Source organism: Candidatus Avoscillospira sp. LCP25S3_F1 (assembly GCF_052117125.1).
Taxonomy (GTDB): Bacteria; Bacillota; Clostridia; order Oscillospirales; family Oscillospiraceae; genus Avoscillospira_A.
In genome coordinates this window covers 1-16,863 of record NZ_JBQKJT010000032.1, presented here as the reverse complement: position 1 = coordinate 16,863, position 16,863 = coordinate 1, and the positions used below count along the sequence as shown (strand labels likewise).

Sequence of the window (16,863 nt, the reverse complement as noted above, 5' to 3'; positions counted from 1 at the left end):
TGTGTTAATACACACAGGCCCGCAGAGAAGAAAATCCCTTTGTGATTTTCCTCTCCGCTTGCTTGCCCGGGGCAGCGCCCCCAAGCCCCTTTGAACACAGAATTTCATTCTGTGGCTGCGCGTTCTGCGAACGCTTTTGACCAGGATCAGCTTACCGCTGGCCGTGGTCTTTTTCTTTTTCAACATCCTGTTCTACCTCCATTTTCAGCACTCGATCTACATTTGCCTTTGCCGTTAAAAGCTCCCGCATTTCCTCACGGGAACGCCGGTACTCGGCGTAGGTTTTCTTCTTTTCCTCCAGCAGCTTTGCGTACTCGGCTTGCAGGTCTTTGACCTTGGGCAGCTTCTTCACGCCCATCTCGTCAAAGGCATTTTTTGCCGCCTGATGGAGCAGGATTTCCTGCTCATGTTCCTCCCGGAATTTCTTAGAGTATCCCGCCTTGCGGTAGGCTACATAGGTTTCACGGGTCTTGGCATAGTTTACGATGTGAGTACGCAGAACAGCGATCTCCGCCATGCGTTTCTCCGCCGCCTTGATCTGCGCCGACAGTTCGTTGTGGTGGGCGGTGGCTGCCGCCGCTTTTTCTGCCAGCTCCGCATAATCCAGCAGCCGATGTTCGGTAAGAAAATTTACAGTCTGCGCCATCTGTTTCAGGTTGAAAACCTTGGCCCATCGCGCATACCCAGCGCCTTTCCCAGCCTGTAATTTTGCCTGAATATCCACCAGCAGATTGACCTTGGGCGGCTCCGGCTGCACGGTGGAATTTTTACGGGGCGTATGCTGTTTTTCACCGGCCAACACCGCACGGATTTCTGCTTCACTGTACCCGGCCCCCAGCTTGTCATCCATGCGGGCTACATTCTTCCAGCTGGGCGCTTTGAGCCGGATGACTTTCCCGCGCCGGGATACTTCGCATCCCATCTCGGAAAGCAGTTTCAGCAGCGCATCAAAGTCCGCCGGTTTCTGCTCCAGCGCACGGTCAATCATCACCCGCAACTGTTCCCGATGGGAGGGCTTGGCCTGATCGCCCAGCCATTTGTTATAACTCTTTCCGTGAGGCTTTGGGTCCTCCACAATGGACAATCCGTTCTCGATACAGATGGTATCGCTCAAGCGCCGGACGGCTCTGGTGCTGCCCCAAAAGTTGCGGAATTTTCGGTCACAATCTGCATTGACCGCCGACCAGATGATGTGATTATGAACGTGCGATTTGTCTATGTGAGTGCAGACCACAAAGGCGTGATTGTCCTTGGTGAACCGCTTGGCAAATTCCACGCCCAGGCGGTTGGCTTCCTCCGGTGTGATCTCTCCGGGTTTGAAGGACTGGCGCACATGGTAAGCGATCACATCGTCCGCCCCGCGCACCCGCCCGGTGGCGGCGATATACTGCCGCTTCGCCAACAGAAACTCCGCATCGGCGGTCCGGCTGTCACAGCCATAGCCGGTAATCAGTTTTCCGTTGTCGGTCTTTTGCGGATTTGCCACATAATCAATAATATCGCTGATTGCTCGGCTCTCAGTGCGCCCCTTGCCGATATGCAGGGGCATGATGCGTGTGGTTGCCATAGATGGAGCCTCCTTTCCAAAAAAGAAACGGCCTGCATGGTGCAGACCGCTTTCGTTATTCTATAAAATCATTCTCATCAAGAAAATCAAAATCGTCATCGGTGTCCTCTAACTGTTTTGGAGGAAACCTCATCTCGTATTGTTCTTTTGCCAGTGCACGAACTTCCGGGCGCTTATCTTTCATTCGTTTTTTCAGCCAGGAAATCTGCTCCTTTAATAACCGCCAAGGGAGATTCAGTAAGCGGTTTACCGTTATTTGCTCCGCTTGTTTCTCCGGCGATAAAGAAGCACAGGATTTACAGATGTGCGCCGCATGACCTTTGCCGGAAAATTTTTCGTTAGCCTTATATTCTCCGCAGACTTTACAATAATGTCCATGCTTCTTCATAAATCCATGAGAGAGATTGGCTGGCCGCTGCGGGCCTGCTGTTCCAGCTGCGCCACGGTCGGCTCTTTTGGGCCGTTGTTGATGATGCCGTCGATCATGCCGTAGTCATCCTCCAGCATCATTTCCGCATTTTTCAGCGGATTGTCCGGCAGGAATCCGGGAATCTCGGTGAAACCAACGCTGTCGCAGTAATGACAGGATACCTTACCGTCCTGCTTGATGGCAACGATGTCGCTGACGCTCAGGGACGGGCTGTGAAAATCCACAGGCTTTTTCAGGTTGAACTGTTTATACAGCGTTTCCAGCTGCTCCATAGTGCTGCCGGAACCGTTCAGCGGGGCGGTGTAGATCAGGTCATAATTACTTCGGTCCACGGCCAGATTGTGCGATTGCAGCCAGTCCAGATTCATAAACCGCACATTCTGCGGATCGTCACGGCTCACCTGATAGATGGCAAAGCAGCAGCCCTCATGGGAGAGGAACGCCTGCTCCCGTTCCAGCTGCCGTTCCTGCCGTTCCAACACCTTTTCATGGAACGCCGGACTTTGCTCCCATTCCTCGTGTTCCACGCCGAAAAGCCCGCCATGCCCTATGATTTCCTCGGTGTCAAACACCATGCTCTCCGTGTTATCTTCATGGAGGACATAGACGGTCAGACCGGCAGCGTCCAGTTCCAGCGCCCGTTCTCTGGTGACAGGCAGCATCCCATCGTAAAAGTAGCCGTATTCCTGCATATCCGAAACAGATACTTCGCTGTCGGGCATAGGGTACTCATCCAAAGACTGTTCCTGAGCATCCGGCAGCTGGGTGGCGGTTGCTTCTGCGCTCTGCTGGCTGACCTGTTCCTGCATTTGCTGGCAGGCGGCATCCTGCAAGGTCTCAATCATAGACAGCGGGGCATCCTGAACAGACGGATTTTCCAGTTCCAGCCCCTCACAAATCTGCCGGACAGCGGCGGAACGGGACAGTTTCGGGGCATCCAGCTGGCCGCCGTCCAGTTCTTTCATGGTTTCCTTGTCATAGAGGGTATAGCCGAACCGGTAGTCATATCGCACAGCATCCGGGAATGTGCTGCCGTATGCCAAATCTGCCAACGACGGCCTGTTCTGCGTCAAGGACTACTGTAACCATGGGCATACCGGCTCCTATACGCTGGTAACGCCCCAGGGCAAGCTCTTTTTTGCCCAGCTGCGGGACAGTATCCTGCTGATGATATGATGACCCGGTATCTTTTGCGGCGGCTGGTGGTCCCGCCTTAGATTTTTGAACCATCCCTGCAAAATCCGCAGAAAGGAGGCGTTATCCCATGCAGGAAGAAGTGGAAAACAGGACTTTGACGCTGGTAGTCAACGGCACAAAGTTCACCGGGCGGCTGTTTAAGGCCGCCATTTGTAAATACCTTGCCCACTGCAAGGAAAAGAAGCTGAATAAGCAGAGAATCCGGGACGCGCCTGTGAAGCCCCAGGGCAAACAGACGGTCAAGCAGCTTGTAGGCCAGAATCAGGGCGTTTCCAATATCGAAATCACCGATCCCTCCATCAAGGAGTTTGAAAAGATTGCCCGGAAATACGGCGTGGACTATGCGGTGAAAAAAGACCGCAGCACCTCCCCGCCCAAGTACCTGATCTTTTTCAAGGGACGGGATGCGGATGCGCTGACCGCCGCTTTCACCGAGTACACTGGCAAAAAGGTGAAAAAAGCAGAGAAAACAGAGCGTCCGTCTGTGCTGGCAAAGCTGAACCAGTTCAAAGAGCTGGTCAAAAATGCCGTGGTGGATCGCACCAGGCGAAAGGAGCTGGAACGATGAAAAAGCAGCTTGACATCAAAAAGCTCCTGATTTTGAACCTGCCATATCTCCTGATGGGTTTGTTTGCTACCAACTTCGGGGAGGCATGGCGCATGGCACAGGGCGCGGACGCTTCGGCAAAAATGCTCTCGTTCTTCTCCACGCTGCCGGTGGCGCTGGCAAGCTGGTGGCCCAGCCTGCACCCGCTGGACCTGCTGGTGGGAATCTGCTGCGGCGGTGGGCTTCGGCTGGCGGTGTATCTGAAAAGCAAAAGCGCCAAGAAGTACCGCCGCGGCATGGAGTACGGTTCTGCCCGATGGGGAACGCGGGAGGACATCGCACCCTACATCGACCCGGTGTTCCAGAACAATGTGATTCTGACAAAAACCGAGAGCCTGACCATGAACAGCCGTCCCAAGGACCCCAAGACCGCCAGAAACAAAAATGTTCTGGTAATCGGCGGCTCCGGTTCCGGTAAGACCCGATTCTGGCTGAAACCCAACCTGATGCAGATGCACAGCTCCTATGTGGTGACAGACCCCAAGGGCTATACTTGGAGAGGATAGAGAAAGGGTGCGTCACACGAGATAAAAGTACATAAGGAAGGGAGGTTAAAACCGTGGCAAAGAAAGAAGAAATCAAAATCACAGCGTTGTATGAGCGACTGTCCAGAGATGATGAACAGGTCGGAGAATCCAATAGTATCCAGAATCAGAAAATGTACCTTGAAGAATATGCCCGTCAGCATGGCATGAGAAATATCCGGCATTTTTCGGACGATGGGTACAGTGGTACGAACTTCAATCGTCCCGGCTTTAACGCCCTTCTGGAAGAAATTGAAGCAGGTCATGTGGCTGTCCTGATCGTAAAGGATTTAAGTCGTTTTGGCAGAAACTACCTGCAAGTCGGCTACTATACCGAGGTTGTTTTCCCGAAAAAGGGTATCCGGTTCATCGCCATCAATAACAGCGTGGACAGCGCAAACCCCTCAGACAATGACCTTACTCCGTTTTTGAACATCATGAACGAGTGGTATGCGAAAGATACCAGCAACAAAATCAAGGCGGTATTCAAAGCCCGGATGAAAAACGGCATGAGGTGCAGCGGCTCTATCCCCTATGGATACAAGCGCACCAAAGAGGACAAGCAGCTGCTGCTCGTGGATGAACCGGCTGCCGAGGTTGTCAGGAAAATCTTCCGTCTGGCTTGTCAGGGCATTGGAGTGACTGCCATTGCCGAAATGCTGTCAGCAGAAAAGATACTGATACCGTCAGCCTATGCCGCCAGATATTTTCCCGAAAATTGCAGACACAGCGAGGTTGCAGACCCCTACCGCTGGAGTGCAACCACCGTAGGGTACATTCTGGACAGGCAGGAATATCTGGGACATACGGTGCTGGGTAAATCCATCTGCGAGAATTTCAAAACGAAGCAGCGCAGAGCCGCCACAGCTGATGAACTGATGATTTTCCCCGATACCCATGAAGCCATCATTGAACAGGACACATGGGATATTGCCCATAAACTGCGGTTGCAGAAGCGTCCGAAAGCAGCCAACGGAACCTATACCCACCGTCTGTCCGGCTTGATTTACTGTGCAGACTGCGGCGCAAGGATGAATTTTTGCAGCCCGGACAGGGTGAAAAGCGGAAAACGGTTTGATTCAGATTCAGCTTTTCAGTGCGGAAATTATCGGAATACTGCCGGTCAATGTGTATCCCATTTTGTCAAAACATCGGTTCTGGAAGCGGTAATTTTACAGGCAATTCAAGCGGTCAGCAAATATGCCCTTGAAAATGAAGCCGAGTTTGTTGCCCAGCTCAAAAGCATCTGGAATGAAAACCAGAGCAAGAACACAGACAGCGGACAGCGGGAACTGGAAGAAGCCAGAAAGCGCATGGCAGAGCTGGACACCATGATTCAAAACCTGTACGAAAGCTCCGTGAAAGGTGTACTGCCGGAACGACAGGCGCAGCGCATGATCCAGCAGTATGATGAAGAACAAATCCTTCTGGAACGGCGGGTACAGGAGCTGGAAAGCCAGATTCAGCAGGAAACCGTGAAGAAAGCGGACACTGAGCGTTTTCTGGCACTGGTCAGAAAATACCGTGACTGCACAGAATTGACCGATGCCATGCTCTACTCCTTCATCGACCGGGTGGAAGTTCACGAAGCAACTGGCGGGCGCACTATCTACCGCCAGCAGAACATCGACATCCACTTTAATTTCATCGGCAGCTACTACCCACCTGTTGAAACTGTGTCCGAGGAAGAACGGATTGCCGCCATAGATGCGGAGCAAAAACGGAAAAAGCAGGAAAAAGGCAGACGAGCCAATGAACGCAGGAAACAGAAAATAGAAGCCCTGCGGCTGGCAGCAGAAGCCGGTGATCCGGAAGCTATTACCCAATATGAGCAGCATTTGAGCAAACTGCGGGAGCGAAACCAGAAGTACCGCCAGAAGGTTCGGGAAGCCAGAGAAGCTGACCCGGAATATCTCCGGCAGTTGGGTGAAAAGGAGCGTATCCGTCAGGAAAAGCTGCTGGAAGCCGAGCGTAAGCGTATAGAACGGGCTACCCAGAAAAAGAAACTGTCACGAGCAGAGCTGAAAGAAAAAGCCAAAACTGACCCGGGAGCTGCCGAGCAATGGGCGGCAATGAAAGCCAAAGAAGCCGAAGCCAGACAGCGCAAAAAGGAGCGTGAAGAAGCCCGGATAGCGTCAGACCCGGAGTATGCGGCTATGATGGCAGAGCGTAAGGCTGAATATACCCGCACACGGACAGCCAAACGCAAGGCTGAACACGATGCACTGGTTGAGCTTGCCAGGACTGACCCGGAAGCTGCCCGGCAGTTGGCTGAAAAGCGGAAATACCAGAGCGAAGCAACCACAAAATCCCGCCAGAAAATGAAAGCGGCGGCAGAAGCCGGTGATCCTGATGGCATCAGGCGTTATGAAGCCTACCTTGCCAAACGCAGGGAGGATTATCATAAAAAGAACCAGAGTAAGGAGGAAATTTCAGCATGAAAGAGTTAAAACCGAGAATCCACGAAAACGGCATGGACTATGTGCTGGTGGGCGATTACTATGTGCCGGATTTGAAGCTGCCGGAGGAACACCGCCCCATTGGTCACTGGGGACGGCTGCACCAGTCCTATCTGAAACAGTTTCGCCCGATGGTTTACAGTGACCTGCTTTTGTCCGGCAAGCTCCACACTGCCCTTGCCGATCTGAACGAACAGGCAACGGACAGGCTGCACCTGATTATCCGCCAGATGGCAGAAGCCGAGGGTGTGACCGAAGCCATGAAAGCTGAAAATCAGATGTTATGGGTGCAGTCCATGAACTCCATCCGCAGCCGGGCTGAGGAAATCATCAAGGCAGAGTTAATCTACTGCTGAAGGGAGGTGGTGTTATGATTTTGGAAGAGATGTACAGCGGGAGGTTTTATCCATGTGAAACGGTTGTCCCTACATCGGAAGTATACCGCAAGGCGGTCAAAGCCTGTGAGAACCTGATGGAGCAGCTGTCCCAGCGGCTCAGCAAAGAGGACTATGAGCTGGTGAAGGAACTCCGGGCGCAGACAGCAATCGCCCAATGTGAAGAAAGCGAAAGCCACTTCAAATACGGCTTTTCCGCTGGGCTGATTGTTCAGCATGAAGCCTATGAACAGGTCAATGGGGAGAAATAGCCATGTTTCTGATAAAGCTGTTGGCATTGCCGCTAATAATAGCTGTGACCCTGATTCAATGGGTGGCAATCTTTCTGACTTCCTTTTCTGCTATCCTGTTTGACCTGCTGGCAGGAATTATCTTCATGATTACACTTGCCGGGCTGATGTTTGGAGTGTGTACCGGCATGGAAGCATTGAAAATGCTGGCAGTCAGCTTTGCAATCTTCATCATCCCCCAGATAGCGGAATGGCTGATTGAAAGAATTGTAGACTTAAACCACGGACTGCGTGATTTTATCAAGTCCTGACCCGACAATTTCATATCGTTCACAAAGCGACAGGTATTCCTATGGGAACTATCTGCCGCTTTTATTTTTATCAACTTCAAGGAGGACTATTTTATGAAAATGAGCATTGGCGAAAAGAAAATCCTGTTTGCCTTTGGCTGCCCCAACCGTGAAGCAACGGTGGATCGTCTGTATCAGGTGGCAGACCTGATTCCCGACCCTGCCGGAAGGAAAGCCGTGGAAGTTCTGGCTGAGAAGCTGGACAGCGAGGGTGTAGAAAAGTGGTATCGCTGCTTCTTCTACAATATGAAACTGGAGATGGAAGCCTATTACCGGCACAAGGTAATTTTGAATCGCATCGTGGGCGGCAGCATGGAGGTTGACAATGACGAGATTGACAAAGGTTGAGAAAGAAACCATCATCCTGTTCAATGAGGGAGAAAGCACCGCCAGTATCTACACCTACAATGCCGGGCTGAAAAAGCGGCTGGCAGCGTTCAGTAAAAAGTATCCTGACCTGTGCCAGCTGGAAAAGCCGGAGCATCTGGGCGGTGTATCCTACCTGATCGACAAGTCCCGGCTGTCCATCCGCTTGCAGCCGCCGTACAGCGAGGAACGCAGGCAGAAAGCCAGCCAGTACGCCCGGGAAAATGGTTTCAGCGGTAAGGCGAAGTAATGTAGCGATAAGGGGCTTTTTGCGGTCAGAATGTCGGGTCTACACCCGATGTTCTGACCGTTACATACAAAGCGTTTATCATCTAAAAAGCGGTTGATAGACATTGGTTTCTATGGTATAATAGTATGAATTGATCTGCGAAGGAGGTGTAGGCTATGGCAAAAAACAAACTGGTTGCCCCAGTAGTAAAATGGGTTGGAGGTAAGCGTCAGCTTTTGGACGAAATTACCCCTTTACTTCCTAAGCGGATAACATCATATTGTGAACCTTTTTTAGGTGGTGGAGCAGTACTTTTTTCAATCCAGCCTACAAGGGCAATCGTAAATGATTTGAATCAAGATTTAATAACAGTCTACGAGGTTATTCGTGACGATGTTGAAAGTTTGCTGGAATCCCTTAAGAAGCACGAAAATACTGCTGAATACTTTTACGCTATCCGAGATATGGACAGAGATAAAGAAGTATATCAAGCTATGTCGAAAGTTGAAAGGGCTTCGAGACTGATATATCTCAACAAAACTTGCTTTAACGGATTATTTAGAGTAAATTCATCAGGCGAGTTCAATTCCCCATTCGGGCATTATAAAAATCCGAATATCGTTAACGAACCTATACTGAGAGCTGTTAGCAAATATTTTGGTGCAAGTAACATCACATTTTATAGTGAGGATTTTGCTGAAACGCTGAAACGGGTACGAAAAGGAGGTTTTGTTTATCTTGATCCCCCTTACGATCCTGTTTCTGATACAGCAAGTTTTACCGGATACAACAAAGGCGGTTTTGACAGAAATGAACAGATCCGCCTAAAACAATGTTGCGATGAGTTAACTCGGCGTGGTGTCAAGTTTATGCTCTCCAATTCCGCAACAGAGTTTATCAAAGAACTGTACGGGGAGTATGAAATTACCATAGTAAAAGCGAAACGAGCAATTAACTCTGATGCAAGCAAGCGTGGAGCCATCGAGGAGGTGCTTATCAGGAATTATGGGACTGAATGATACCGCCTGGGAGAACCTTTTTGATAAGTATCACATACTTGCTGAAATTGAAAGAAATGGTCAGTTTACTATTTCAGCCAATCAGATTAAGGAATTTCGTGAGCCGAGGTTGATGACCAAGTTTGACCACAAAGTCAATCTACCAACTATTTTTGCCGAAAATCAATTGGCGATTTTGCCTGTTACTCGTGGCGATTATGTTATCTCGTCATTTTCAGCATACAAAGAGTTTGAGCAACCGTCCACAGATGTTCAGCGAATTTCAATTCCAGCACACATCCAAAGTTTGATGCCTCAATTCCTCGTAAGTGAAGCTATTGCGTTGAACTGTGCAAACGCTTGTGGAATTTTGGAAGATTTTCTGGAAGATGAAGCATTAGTAGCAACAGTTAGTGGTCGTATGAGTTCAGGGGAATTTAACTTTAACATCGATTCTGCATCAGGAACAAGAGCGGTGTCTGTTACTAATTCCCAGATCGAAATCGATGCTGCATACGAAGGAATCAACTATCTTTCCCTATTTGAAGCCAAAAGGGATTTGTCAGATGATTTTCTTGTACGCCAGTTATATTATCCGTTTCGTGTTTGGAGCAACAGGGTTACTAAGATAGTTAAGCCGGTTTTTCTCATTTTTTCTAACGGAATTTTTAATCTCTATCAATACCAATTTGATGACCCGCAGAATTACAATTCGCTCAGATTGGTAAAACAAAAAAACTATGTAATTGCAACGGAGATTTGTCTGTCCGATATTGAAAATCTGTTAGGAACTGTACCTGAGGTTCAAGAGCCAGAGATCTCTTTTCCGCAAGCAGATAGTATGTCCCGCATCATCAACCTTATTGAATTGCTGCATGAAAAGCCGATGACTCGAAACAGCATTACAACGGAATATGCCTTTGATGTACGACAAACAAACTACTATACCGATGCTGGAAGATATTTAGGGCTTATCGATAAGGGACGAGATGAGGATAATAACATTCTGTTCCAGCTTTCAGAAAAAGGGCATCGTATTATGAATCTGGCTTATCGAGAGCGTCAGCTTGCGATAGTTTCACAAATATTGGAACATAAGCCTTTCAGGGAAACGCTTAAACTACATCTTCAAAATGGTGTTATGCCTGACAAAAATACTATTGTGCGAATTATGAAAAATTCAAATTTGTATAATATTGGTGCTGAAAGCACATATTTCAGGCGTTCTTCCACTATTATCGGCTGGACAAACTGGATTTTGAGTATCATTGATGATTAAATAGTCGATGGTATAAATTGTTCCAGAGAGGAGGTGTGGTTGTTATGGCAAATGATCAAAATTCGCAAAGACCCAAAATTCAATCCCATGGCTATAATGGGAGTGAGCCTACTCGTATTTGTCCTAAATGCAAACAAGAAAAACCGCTAAGCGAATTTGGGTTCAGACAAATGGAGAATGGTGAGATTAGAAATCAGTCATGGTGCAAGGACTGTAGATCATCTTACTAAACCTTGTTGGCTTGTCAAGGAGAAGTGGACACCTTGATAAGCAAGGATTAGAAACATTGCTCCTCTGACCGTCTATCGTAAAAGATAGGCGGTCTTTTTTTGTTCAATCATCAAAAGGAGACGATACACATGAATGAAAAACTGGAAAAACTGAACCGCCAGAAAACCGCAGCGGAGAAAAAGCTGATTGCCGCCCAGCACAGGGAGAAGCAGCTGGAGCATGAGCGGAAACGCCTGACACGGAGCGAGAGAACCCACCGGCTTTGTACTCGTGCCGGGATGCTGGAGAAGTTTCTGCGTGAGCCTACTCTGCTGACCGATGACGATGTGATGGACTTGCTGACCTTCCTCTTTCACGGTGAAGCCGCCCAAAAGAAGTTGGACACGCTGATTGAGGAGCGGAGAAAAACGCTGACAACGGGCGGCAGCGAGAACCCCTTGTTTTAACAAGGGCGCAATTATACACCGCCTAAAGGTGGTGCATTGCGTTCTGCCGAAAGCCCCTTGCAGGGAGCTGATGATTTTCGCACAGGATAAATCCTCTGCTTCAATCATCCAGTGGAAGCTGCACTTCCCCTGCGCTGGCTAAAGCCAGCTACCCCTTTGCCCCCTGCTGTCCGAAAATCCCTGCCGGACAGGAATTTCCGAACAACAGGAATAGAACCCGATGACCTGACCGCTTGCAACTTTGCAGACGGTCTTTTGTTTTGCCAAAGGAGATGATGAAGTGGCAAACCCTCATTTTGAAATCAAAATCACGAAGCGCAGCAAACGGCAGTCAGCTGTTGCCGGAGCTGCCTACCAGAGCGGCGAGAATCTTTTTTCCGAGTATGACCAGAAGCACAAAGACTACCGGAAAAAGGAAGGCGTGGTCTACACGGAAATCATGCTACCGTCCCATGCCCCGCCGGAATACGCCGACCGGGAACAGCTTTGGAATGCAGTGGAAGCCGTTGAAAACCAGTGGAACTCCCAGCTTGCCAGACGGTTTGTGCTGGCACTGCCCAGAGAAGTGCCGGAGGAACTGTATCCCCAGATGGTGCAGGACTACTGAACATTGACGGCAAGGGCCACGCCCAGCCGGAAACAGTGGTTGCCAAGAGCGCGCGTCCCTCGGTGCTGGACAGCCTGAAACGCCCTGTGCCGCCCCGCAGCCCTGAAAAGAAACCAAAACAACACGAGGAGGTACGATGATTATGAATACCAACGATCTGAATACGGCTCTCTATGAAAAGATGGCCGCTGAACAGGATAAGTACAGGGACTGGCTGAAAAGCCAGCCCCCGGAAGAAATCCTGCACCACACCTATGAGTACGCCATCCGTGAGGACATCGTGATGGCGATGGAGGAACTGGAGCTGACCGATGCACAGGCACAGGCACTTTTGGAGTCTCCCTCTCCGCTGGCAGATGTGTACCGCTATTTTGAAAAGCTGGAGACCGGCTATATGGATGTGATCCGGGACAGCATTGAAAACCGGGCGGATGATGTGTGCAGGGCGCAGGAAGAATTACGGACTGCCCCTCTCTACCCCCATTCTGCCGCCTATGCGTCCCAGCATGGGGAGATGGCACAATATAACCGTTCTTATCAGGCAAACAGCGCCTGCAAAGAAGCCATTGAGCAGACCATCAGCGCTCACTATGCAGAGAACCGGCTGGATACGGAGGCGGCGGTCAAAGATGTGCTGGAAAAGTTCGGGGCGGAACGGGTACAGTTTATTCTTGCCAACACCATCCAGCACAAGAACCGTGACGGGCGTATTTCTCAGGACAATAAAGTCTGGGCAAAAACCATTCCCATGCCGGAAGACAGCGGTACTTCCCGCCACTGTGCCTATCTGGTTGTGGATGGGGTCAATCCCGGTCTGACCGACCTGTTTACCAGACAAGCCAGAAAAACCATGCAGGAACAGCAGAAAAGCTCTGTCCTGCAAAAGCTCAGACAAGAACCATCAATTCACAAACCTGCCGCCCCGAAGAAACGGGAGCCGGAGCGATGAGTAGCCCCAAACGCAAGCGGGATGTGCCGGTTCTGTTTTGGGTATCCGCTGATGAAATGGAATTGATTCAGCAGAAAATGGCGCAGTTTGGAACAAAAAACCTGAGCGCCTATCTGCGAAAAATGGCTGTGGACGGCTATGTGGTGCAGCTGGATTTGCCGGAACTGAAAGAACTGGTATCCCTGCTGCGCCGGAGCAGCAACAACTTAAACCAACTGACCCGCAAGGTGCATGAGACCGGGCGTATCTACGATGCCGATCTGGAGGATATATCTCAGCGGCAGGAACAGCTATGGGACGGCGTTAAGGAGATACTGACCCGGCTCTCCAAACTTTCGTAACCGGGACAAATACCCCATCTGCGGAGGGAGGAACGGCGTTCTTTTCGCCGCGCCTTCCTCCGCTTTTTCTTTTTGCCCGTATCCTTGCCTTTTGGCTGTGAGACAGGGATAATGGAATCAGGAACAGGAACTGTGATTTTGGGAGGAGGCATAACAATGAGGGCATTGGTATTTTTGCTGAAACTGTTGTTAAAGATTTTAGTGGCTCCGGTGATTTTGGCACTGACCCTGTTTGTATGGATTTGTGTGGGAATCGTGTATATCTCCGGTCTGGTGCTGGGGCTTATCAGCATGGTGATCGCCCTGCTGGGTGTGGCGGTTCTGATTACCTACTCCCTGCAAAACGGCATTATCCTGCTGGTGATGGCATTCCTTATTAGCCCGTTTGGTCTGCCGATGGCTGCCATCTGGCTGCTGGGCAAGGTGCAGGATTTGAAGTTTGCCATTCAGGATTTGGTTTATGGATAAAATATGTCACTGATGTTATTTTACTTTCCCTAAAAAATAGGATATACTATATAAGAATATATTCTGCCGCCGAGTGCGGATAGTTTTAGATAAAGGAGGGCGTGTATGGAAAATCAATTAACGCCAAACAACTCCATGATTTTGGAAATCCGAGAGCTGCTGGAAAACGCCAGAAAAAATGTTGCACAGCAGGTTAATACGCAGCTTTTGACAACCTACTGGAACATTGGCCGGATTATCGTGGAGTATGAACAGCAAAATCAGATTCGCGCAGACTATGGAAAACAAACCTTAAAGGAACTTTCCAAAGAACTAACACGGGAATTCGGCAAAGGCTTTTCTCGTTCTAATCTACAAAATATGCGGGCATTTTATCTTGCCTATGAAAAATGCCAGACAGTGTCTGGCAAATTGTCCTGGTCCCATTACTGCGAGCTTTTGAGTATTACCGATGAGAACAAGCGCAGCTTTTATGAGAAGGAATCTGTCAATTCGGGCTGGTCAGTTCGGGAGTTGAAACGGCAGATTGACAGCTCGCTGTATGAACGGCTGCTGCTTTCCAGTGAAGATGTGAATAAAGAAAAGGTTCTTTCTTTGGCTCAGAAAGGGGTTGAGATCAGCCAGCCAGCTGACATCATCCGTGATCCCTATGTGTTCGAGTTTTTGGGTGTGCCGGAGAACAAACCCATGTTGGAAAGCGATTTGGAAAAGGCTCTTGTGGCACAGATTGAAAAGTTTCTTTTGGAACTTGGACGAGGCTTCATGTTTGTCGGAACCCAGCAGCGTGTGACCCTGAACAATACCCACTACTATGTGGACATGGTGTTTTATAACAAAATCCTCCGCGCTTATGTGCTGATTGAACTGAAAACGAAAAAACTGACACCAGAGGCTGCCGGTCAGCTCAATATGTACTTAAACTACTATGCGGCGGAAGTCAACGACCCTGACGATAACCCTCCTATCGGTATTATCCTCTGTACGGAAAAAGACAGCATCGCGGCAGAATATGCCCTGGGCGGTCTGTCCAACAATATCTTCGCATCCCGGTATGTTCTCTATATGCCGGATAAGGAACAGCTGATTGCTCAGGTAGAGGCTGTCTTGAAAAACTGGCACGAAAAGAAAGACAACCGCCATGACTGAAAAAGAACTGATTGGAAAAGTACATTCAGCGGTCTATCATCAATGCCAGCGCCGTGGTTATGCGGCTCCGGTGGATGTGCTGATGGAGGTCGGTGTCCTGCCAAAGCAGAAATATGAGGACTGGCGGTTTGGACGGGTGGACTATTTGGAACGGGTCTGCACCGTCAATCTGCGCAAACTCTCATTCATCATGCACCAGATGCGGGTGTACGCACAGAAAACCGGCTTAAAACCCTCCTTCTGTTACTACAAGCAATGGGGTGTAAAAAAGAAAAATGGGCAGGGACACAAGCCGGTGATTCCGCTGCGGTTCAGCAAAAGCGGAAACCCGGAAATTGAGAAATGGTATGCAACTCATTTTGTGGACACCAAACGGATTGCAGCCTTAAAAGCACAGCAGCCTGTTGAAAATTCAGATTAACCAAAGGACAGCTCACACAGCTGTCCTTTTCTTTTTGGAAAGGAGGTTCCCCCCCTATGGCAACCACACGCATCATGCCGCTGCATATCGGCAAGGGCCGCACCGAAAGTCAGGCAGTCAGCGACATCATTGATTATGTGGCAAATCCGCAAAAGACCGACAACGGAAAACTAATTACCGGCTATGGCTGTGACAGCCGGACTGCCGATGCAGAGTTTCTGCTTGCGAAGCGGCAGTATATCGCCGCCACCGGGCGGGTGCGCGGGGCGGACGATGTGATCGCTTACCATGTGCGCCAGTCATTCAAACCCGGAGAAATTACCCCGGAGGAAGCAAACCGGCTGGGCGTGGAGTTTGCCATGCGGTTCACCAAAGGTAATCATGCCTTTGTGGTCTGCACTCACATAGACAAATCGCACATTCATAATCACATCATCTGGTCGGCGGTCAATATGGATTGTGACCGAAAGTTCCGCAACTTTTGGGGCAGCACCAGAGCCGTCCGGCGCTTGAGCGACACCATCTGTATCGAGAACGGACTGTCCATTGTGGAGAATCCAAAGCCCCACGGAAAAAGCTACAACAAGTGGCTGGGCGATCAGGCCAAGCCCTCCCATCGGGAGCAGCTGCGGGTGATGATTGACCGTGCGCTGGAGCAGAAACCGGCAGACTTTGATGCGCTGCTGAAGCTGCTTTCGGAAATGGGCTGCGAAGTATCCCGGCGCGGGAAAGCGATCCGTCTCAAAGCACCCGGCTGGAAGAATGTAGCCCGTATGGATGACAAGCTGGGGGCCGGGTACAGTGAAGCAGAAATCCGTGCGGTACTGGCCGGAGAAAAACAGCATACGCCCCGTAAGAAATCCATCGTGCAGCCGGAGCCGCCCAAGGTCAATCTGCTGGTGGACATTCAGGCAAAATTACAGGCTGGGAAAGGCGCTGGGTATGCGCGCTGGGCCAAGGTTTTTAACCTGAAACAGATGGCGCAGACTGTAAATTTTCTTACCGAACATCATCTGCTGGACTATGCGGAACTGGCAGAAAAAGCGGCGGCAGCCACCGCCCACCACAACGAACTGTCGGCGCAGATCAAGGCAGCGGAAAAGCGCATGGCGGAGATTGCTGTCCTGCGTACCCACATCGTAAATTATGCCAAGACCCGCGAGACCTATGTGGCCTACCGGAAAGCTGGTTACTCCAAGAAATTCCGCGAGGAACATGAAGAAGAAATCCTGCTTCATCAGGCGGCAAAAAACGCCTTTGACGAGATGGGTGTGAAGAAGCTGCCCAAGGTCAAGGACCTGCAAGCCGAGTATGCCAAGCTGCTGGAAGAAAAGAAGAAAACCTACGCCGAGTACCGGCGCTCCCGTGAAGAAATGCGGGAGCTTTTGACGGCCAAAGCCAATGTGGACCGGCTGCTGAAAATGGATGAGGAACAGAAAAAAGAACAGGAAAAAGACCACGGCCAGCGGTGAGCCGGTCATGGTCCAAAGCGTTCGCAGAACGCGCAGCCGCAGAATGAAATTCTGCGTTCAAGGGGGTTTGGGGGCGCTGCCCCAGGCAAGCAAAGCGGAGGGGAAAATCACGGCAGGATTTTTCCCTCTGCGGGCCGAGTGTATTAACACC

Annotated in this window: 18 protein-coding genes and 6 pseudogenes; 20 read left to right on the top strand and 4 right to left on the bottom strand. The window is 50.1% G+C overall.

Annotation, left to right across the window (positions count from 1 at the left end; translation table 11 throughout):
• The 4 genes and pseudogenes from ACTQ33_RS16255 to ACTQ33_RS16240 form a co-directional block, all read right to left on the bottom strand.
• Positions 1–186, bottom strand: a pseudogene (locus ACTQ33_RS16255) (hypothetical protein); the annotation flags it as partial.
• Positions 152–1,567, bottom strand: a complete 1,416-nt coding sequence (locus ACTQ33_RS16250; RefSeq protein WP_441465551.1) for a relaxase/mobilization nuclease domain-containing protein — start codon at positions 1,565–1,567, stop codon at positions 152–154. The gene ACTQ33_RS16250 and the pseudogene ACTQ33_RS16255, both read right to left, overlap by 35 nt.
• Positions 1,568–1,622: 55 nt before the next feature.
• The gene (locus tag ACTQ33_RS16245; protein ID WP_154473824.1) at positions 1,623–1,955 is read right to left on the bottom strand and encodes a hypothetical protein; all 333 of its coding nucleotides are present in this window, start codon (positions 1,953–1,955) and stop codon (positions 1,623–1,625) included.
• Positions 1,955–2,992: pseudogene (locus ACTQ33_RS16240) on the bottom strand (YodL domain-containing protein); the annotation flags it as partial. The gene ACTQ33_RS16245 and the pseudogene ACTQ33_RS16240, both read right to left, overlap by 1 nt.
• 10 nt (positions 2,993–3,002) lie before the next feature.
• On the opposite strand from ACTQ33_RS16240, the pseudogene ACTQ33_RS16235 reads away from it, so the two are divergent.
• The 20 genes and pseudogenes from ACTQ33_RS16235 to ACTQ33_RS16140 all read left to right on the top strand — a co-directional run.
• Positions 3,003–3,173, top strand: a pseudogene (locus ACTQ33_RS16235) (BRO family protein); the annotation flags it as partial.
• Between the two features lie 88 nt (positions 3,174–3,261).
• On the top strand, positions 3,262–3,762 hold the full coding sequence (locus ACTQ33_RS16230; RefSeq protein WP_441465550.1) for a PcfB family protein: 501 nt from the start codon (positions 3,262–3,264) through the stop codon (positions 3,760–3,762).
• Positions 3,759–4,289: pseudogene (locus ACTQ33_RS16225) on the top strand (type IV secretory system conjugative DNA transfer family protein); the annotation flags it as partial. The gene ACTQ33_RS16230 and the pseudogene ACTQ33_RS16225, both read left to right, overlap by 4 nt.
• Positions 4,290–4,360: 71 nt before the next feature.
• Positions 4,361–6,766 (top strand): recombinase family protein, encoded by a 2,406-nt coding sequence (locus ACTQ33_RS16220; protein WP_441465549.1) that lies wholly within the window; start codon positions 4,361–4,363, stop codon positions 6,764–6,766.
• Complete coding sequence (locus tag ACTQ33_RS16215; RefSeq protein ID WP_441465548.1) at positions 6,763–7,140, top strand: TnpV protein; 378 nt, start codon at positions 6,763–6,765, stop codon at positions 7,138–7,140. The genes ACTQ33_RS16220 and ACTQ33_RS16215 overlap by 4 nt, the downstream gene beginning before the upstream one ends.
• A 14-nt stretch (positions 7,141–7,154) precedes the next feature.
• Positions 7,155–7,430, top strand: coding sequence for a DUF6809 family protein (locus tag ACTQ33_RS16210; protein ID WP_087283474.1), 276 nt, complete (start codon positions 7,155–7,157; stop codon positions 7,428–7,430).
• Positions 7,431–7,432: 2 nt separating this feature from the next.
• Positions 7,433–7,720, top strand: coding sequence for a hypothetical protein (locus ACTQ33_RS16205; protein WP_441465547.1), 288 nt, complete (start codon positions 7,433–7,435; stop codon positions 7,718–7,720).
• Between the two features lie 93 nt (positions 7,721–7,813).
• Entirely contained in the window at positions 7,814–8,107 is a 294-nt protein-coding gene (locus tag ACTQ33_RS16200) for a ferredoxin (protein WP_441465546.1), read from the top strand.
• A complete protein-coding gene (locus tag ACTQ33_RS16195) occupies positions 8,085–8,375 on the top strand; it encodes a molecular chaperone (protein WP_441465545.1) in 291 nt (96 codons plus the stop codon). The genes ACTQ33_RS16200 and ACTQ33_RS16195 overlap by 23 nt, the downstream gene beginning before the upstream one ends.
• A 155-nt stretch (positions 8,376–8,530) precedes the next feature.
• Positions 8,531–9,373: a DNA adenine methylase gene (locus ACTQ33_RS16190; RefSeq protein ID WP_129879227.1), complete on the top strand. Its 843-nt coding sequence runs from the start codon at positions 8,531–8,533 to the stop codon at positions 9,371–9,373.
• Complete coding sequence (locus ACTQ33_RS16185) at positions 9,360–10,631, top strand: type II restriction enzyme (RefSeq protein WP_072849079.1); 1,272 nt, start codon at positions 9,360–9,362, stop codon at positions 10,629–10,631. Before ACTQ33_RS16190 ends, ACTQ33_RS16185 begins: the two co-directional genes overlap by 14 nt.
• Positions 10,632–10,990: 359 nt before the next feature.
• Positions 10,991–11,308 carry a DUF3847 domain-containing protein gene (locus ACTQ33_RS16180; protein WP_441465544.1) on the top strand — a complete coding sequence of 106 codons (318 nt, stop codon included), beginning with the start codon at positions 10,991–10,993 and terminating at the stop codon, positions 11,306–11,308.
• Between the two features lie 280 nt (positions 11,309–11,588).
• A pseudogene (locus ACTQ33_RS16175) lies at positions 11,589–11,912 on the top strand (MobA/MobL family protein); the annotation flags it as partial.
• A pseudogene (locus ACTQ33_RS16170) lies at positions 11,909–12,055 on the top strand (helicase); the annotation flags it as partial. The pseudogenes ACTQ33_RS16175 and ACTQ33_RS16170, both read left to right, overlap by 4 nt.
• Positions 12,056–12,057: 2 nt before the next feature.
• Positions 12,058–12,864, top strand: a complete 807-nt coding sequence (locus ACTQ33_RS16165) for a DUF3849 domain-containing protein (protein WP_441465543.1) — start codon at positions 12,058–12,060, stop codon at positions 12,862–12,864.
• Positions 12,861–13,205, top strand: coding sequence for a plasmid mobilization protein (locus ACTQ33_RS16160; protein WP_002571041.1), 345 nt, complete (start codon positions 12,861–12,863; stop codon positions 13,203–13,205). Before ACTQ33_RS16165 ends, ACTQ33_RS16160 begins: the two co-directional genes overlap by 4 nt.
• A 156-nt stretch (positions 13,206–13,361) precedes the next feature.
• Positions 13,362–13,673 carry a CD1845 family protein gene (locus ACTQ33_RS16155; protein WP_002571042.1) on the top strand — a complete coding sequence of 104 codons (312 nt, stop codon included), beginning with the start codon at positions 13,362–13,364 and terminating at the stop codon, positions 13,671–13,673.
• Positions 13,674–13,778: 105 nt separating this feature from the next.
• Positions 13,779–14,819 carry a PDDEXK nuclease domain-containing protein gene (locus tag ACTQ33_RS16150; RefSeq protein WP_002571043.1) on the top strand — a complete coding sequence of 347 codons (1,041 nt, stop codon included), beginning with the start codon at positions 13,779–13,781 and terminating at the stop codon, positions 14,817–14,819.
• Entirely contained in the window at positions 14,812–15,240 is a 429-nt protein-coding gene (locus ACTQ33_RS16145) for a hypothetical protein (RefSeq protein WP_441465542.1), read from the top strand. Before ACTQ33_RS16150 ends, ACTQ33_RS16145 begins: the two co-directional genes overlap by 8 nt.
• A 56-nt stretch (positions 15,241–15,296) precedes the next feature.
• Positions 15,297–16,712: a relaxase/mobilization nuclease domain-containing protein gene (locus ACTQ33_RS16140; RefSeq protein ID WP_002571045.1), complete on the top strand. Its 1,416-nt coding sequence runs from the start codon at positions 15,297–15,299 to the stop codon at positions 16,710–16,712.
• Positions 16,713–16,863 lie beyond the last annotated feature (151 nt).

Excerpts from the sequence above, each read along its gene's own strand:
- ACTQ33_RS16195 (WP_441465545.1), top strand. The coding sequence starts at position 8,085 with ATGACGAGATTGACAAAGGTTGAGAAAGAAACCATCATCCTGTTCAAT.
- ACTQ33_RS16150 (WP_002571043.1), top strand. The coding sequence starts at position 13,779 with ATGGAAAATCAATTAACGCCAAACAACTCCATGATTTTGGAAATCCGA.
- ACTQ33_RS16185 (WP_072849079.1), top strand. The coding sequence starts at position 9,360 with ATGGGACTGAATGATACCGCCTGGGAGAACCTTTTTGATAAGTATCAC.
- ACTQ33_RS16165 (WP_441465543.1), top strand. The coding sequence starts at position 12,058 with ATGAATACCAACGATCTGAATACGGCTCTCTATGAAAAGATGGCCGCT.
- ACTQ33_RS16215 (WP_441465548.1), top strand. The coding sequence starts at position 6,763 with ATGAAAGAGTTAAAACCGAGAATCCACGAAAACGGCATGGACTATGTG.
- ACTQ33_RS16200 (WP_441465546.1), top strand. The coding sequence starts at position 7,814 with ATGAAAATGAGCATTGGCGAAAAGAAAATCCTGTTTGCCTTTGGCTGC.
- ACTQ33_RS16210 (WP_087283474.1), top strand. The coding sequence starts at position 7,155 with ATGATTTTGGAAGAGATGTACAGCGGGAGGTTTTATCCATGTGAAACG.
- ACTQ33_RS16160 (WP_002571041.1), top strand. The coding sequence starts at position 12,861 with ATGAGTAGCCCCAAACGCAAGCGGGATGTGCCGGTTCTGTTTTGGGTA.
- ACTQ33_RS16245 (WP_154473824.1), bottom strand. The coding sequence starts at position 1,955 with ATGAAGAAGCATGGACATTATTGTAAAGTCTGCGGAGAATATAAGGCT.
- ACTQ33_RS16190 (WP_129879227.1), top strand. The coding sequence starts at position 8,531 with ATGGCAAAAAACAAACTGGTTGCCCCAGTAGTAAAATGGGTTGGAGGT.
- ACTQ33_RS16140 (WP_002571045.1), top strand. The coding sequence starts at position 15,297 with ATGGCAACCACACGCATCATGCCGCTGCATATCGGCAAGGGCCGCACC.
- ACTQ33_RS16205 (WP_441465547.1), top strand. The coding sequence starts at position 7,433 with ATGTTTCTGATAAAGCTGTTGGCATTGCCGCTAATAATAGCTGTGACC.
- ACTQ33_RS16230 (WP_441465550.1), top strand. The coding sequence starts at position 3,262 with ATGCAGGAAGAAGTGGAAAACAGGACTTTGACGCTGGTAGTCAACGGC.
- ACTQ33_RS16250 (WP_441465551.1), bottom strand. The coding sequence starts at position 1,567 with ATGGCAACCACACGCATCATGCCCCTGCATATCGGCAAGGGGCGCACT.
- ACTQ33_RS16145 (WP_441465542.1), top strand. The coding sequence starts at position 14,812 with ATGACTGAAAAAGAACTGATTGGAAAAGTACATTCAGCGGTCTATCAT.
- ACTQ33_RS16180 (WP_441465544.1), top strand. The coding sequence starts at position 10,991 with ATGAATGAAAAACTGGAAAAACTGAACCGCCAGAAAACCGCAGCGGAG.
- ACTQ33_RS16155 (WP_002571042.1), top strand. The coding sequence starts at position 13,362 with ATGAGGGCATTGGTATTTTTGCTGAAACTGTTGTTAAAGATTTTAGTG.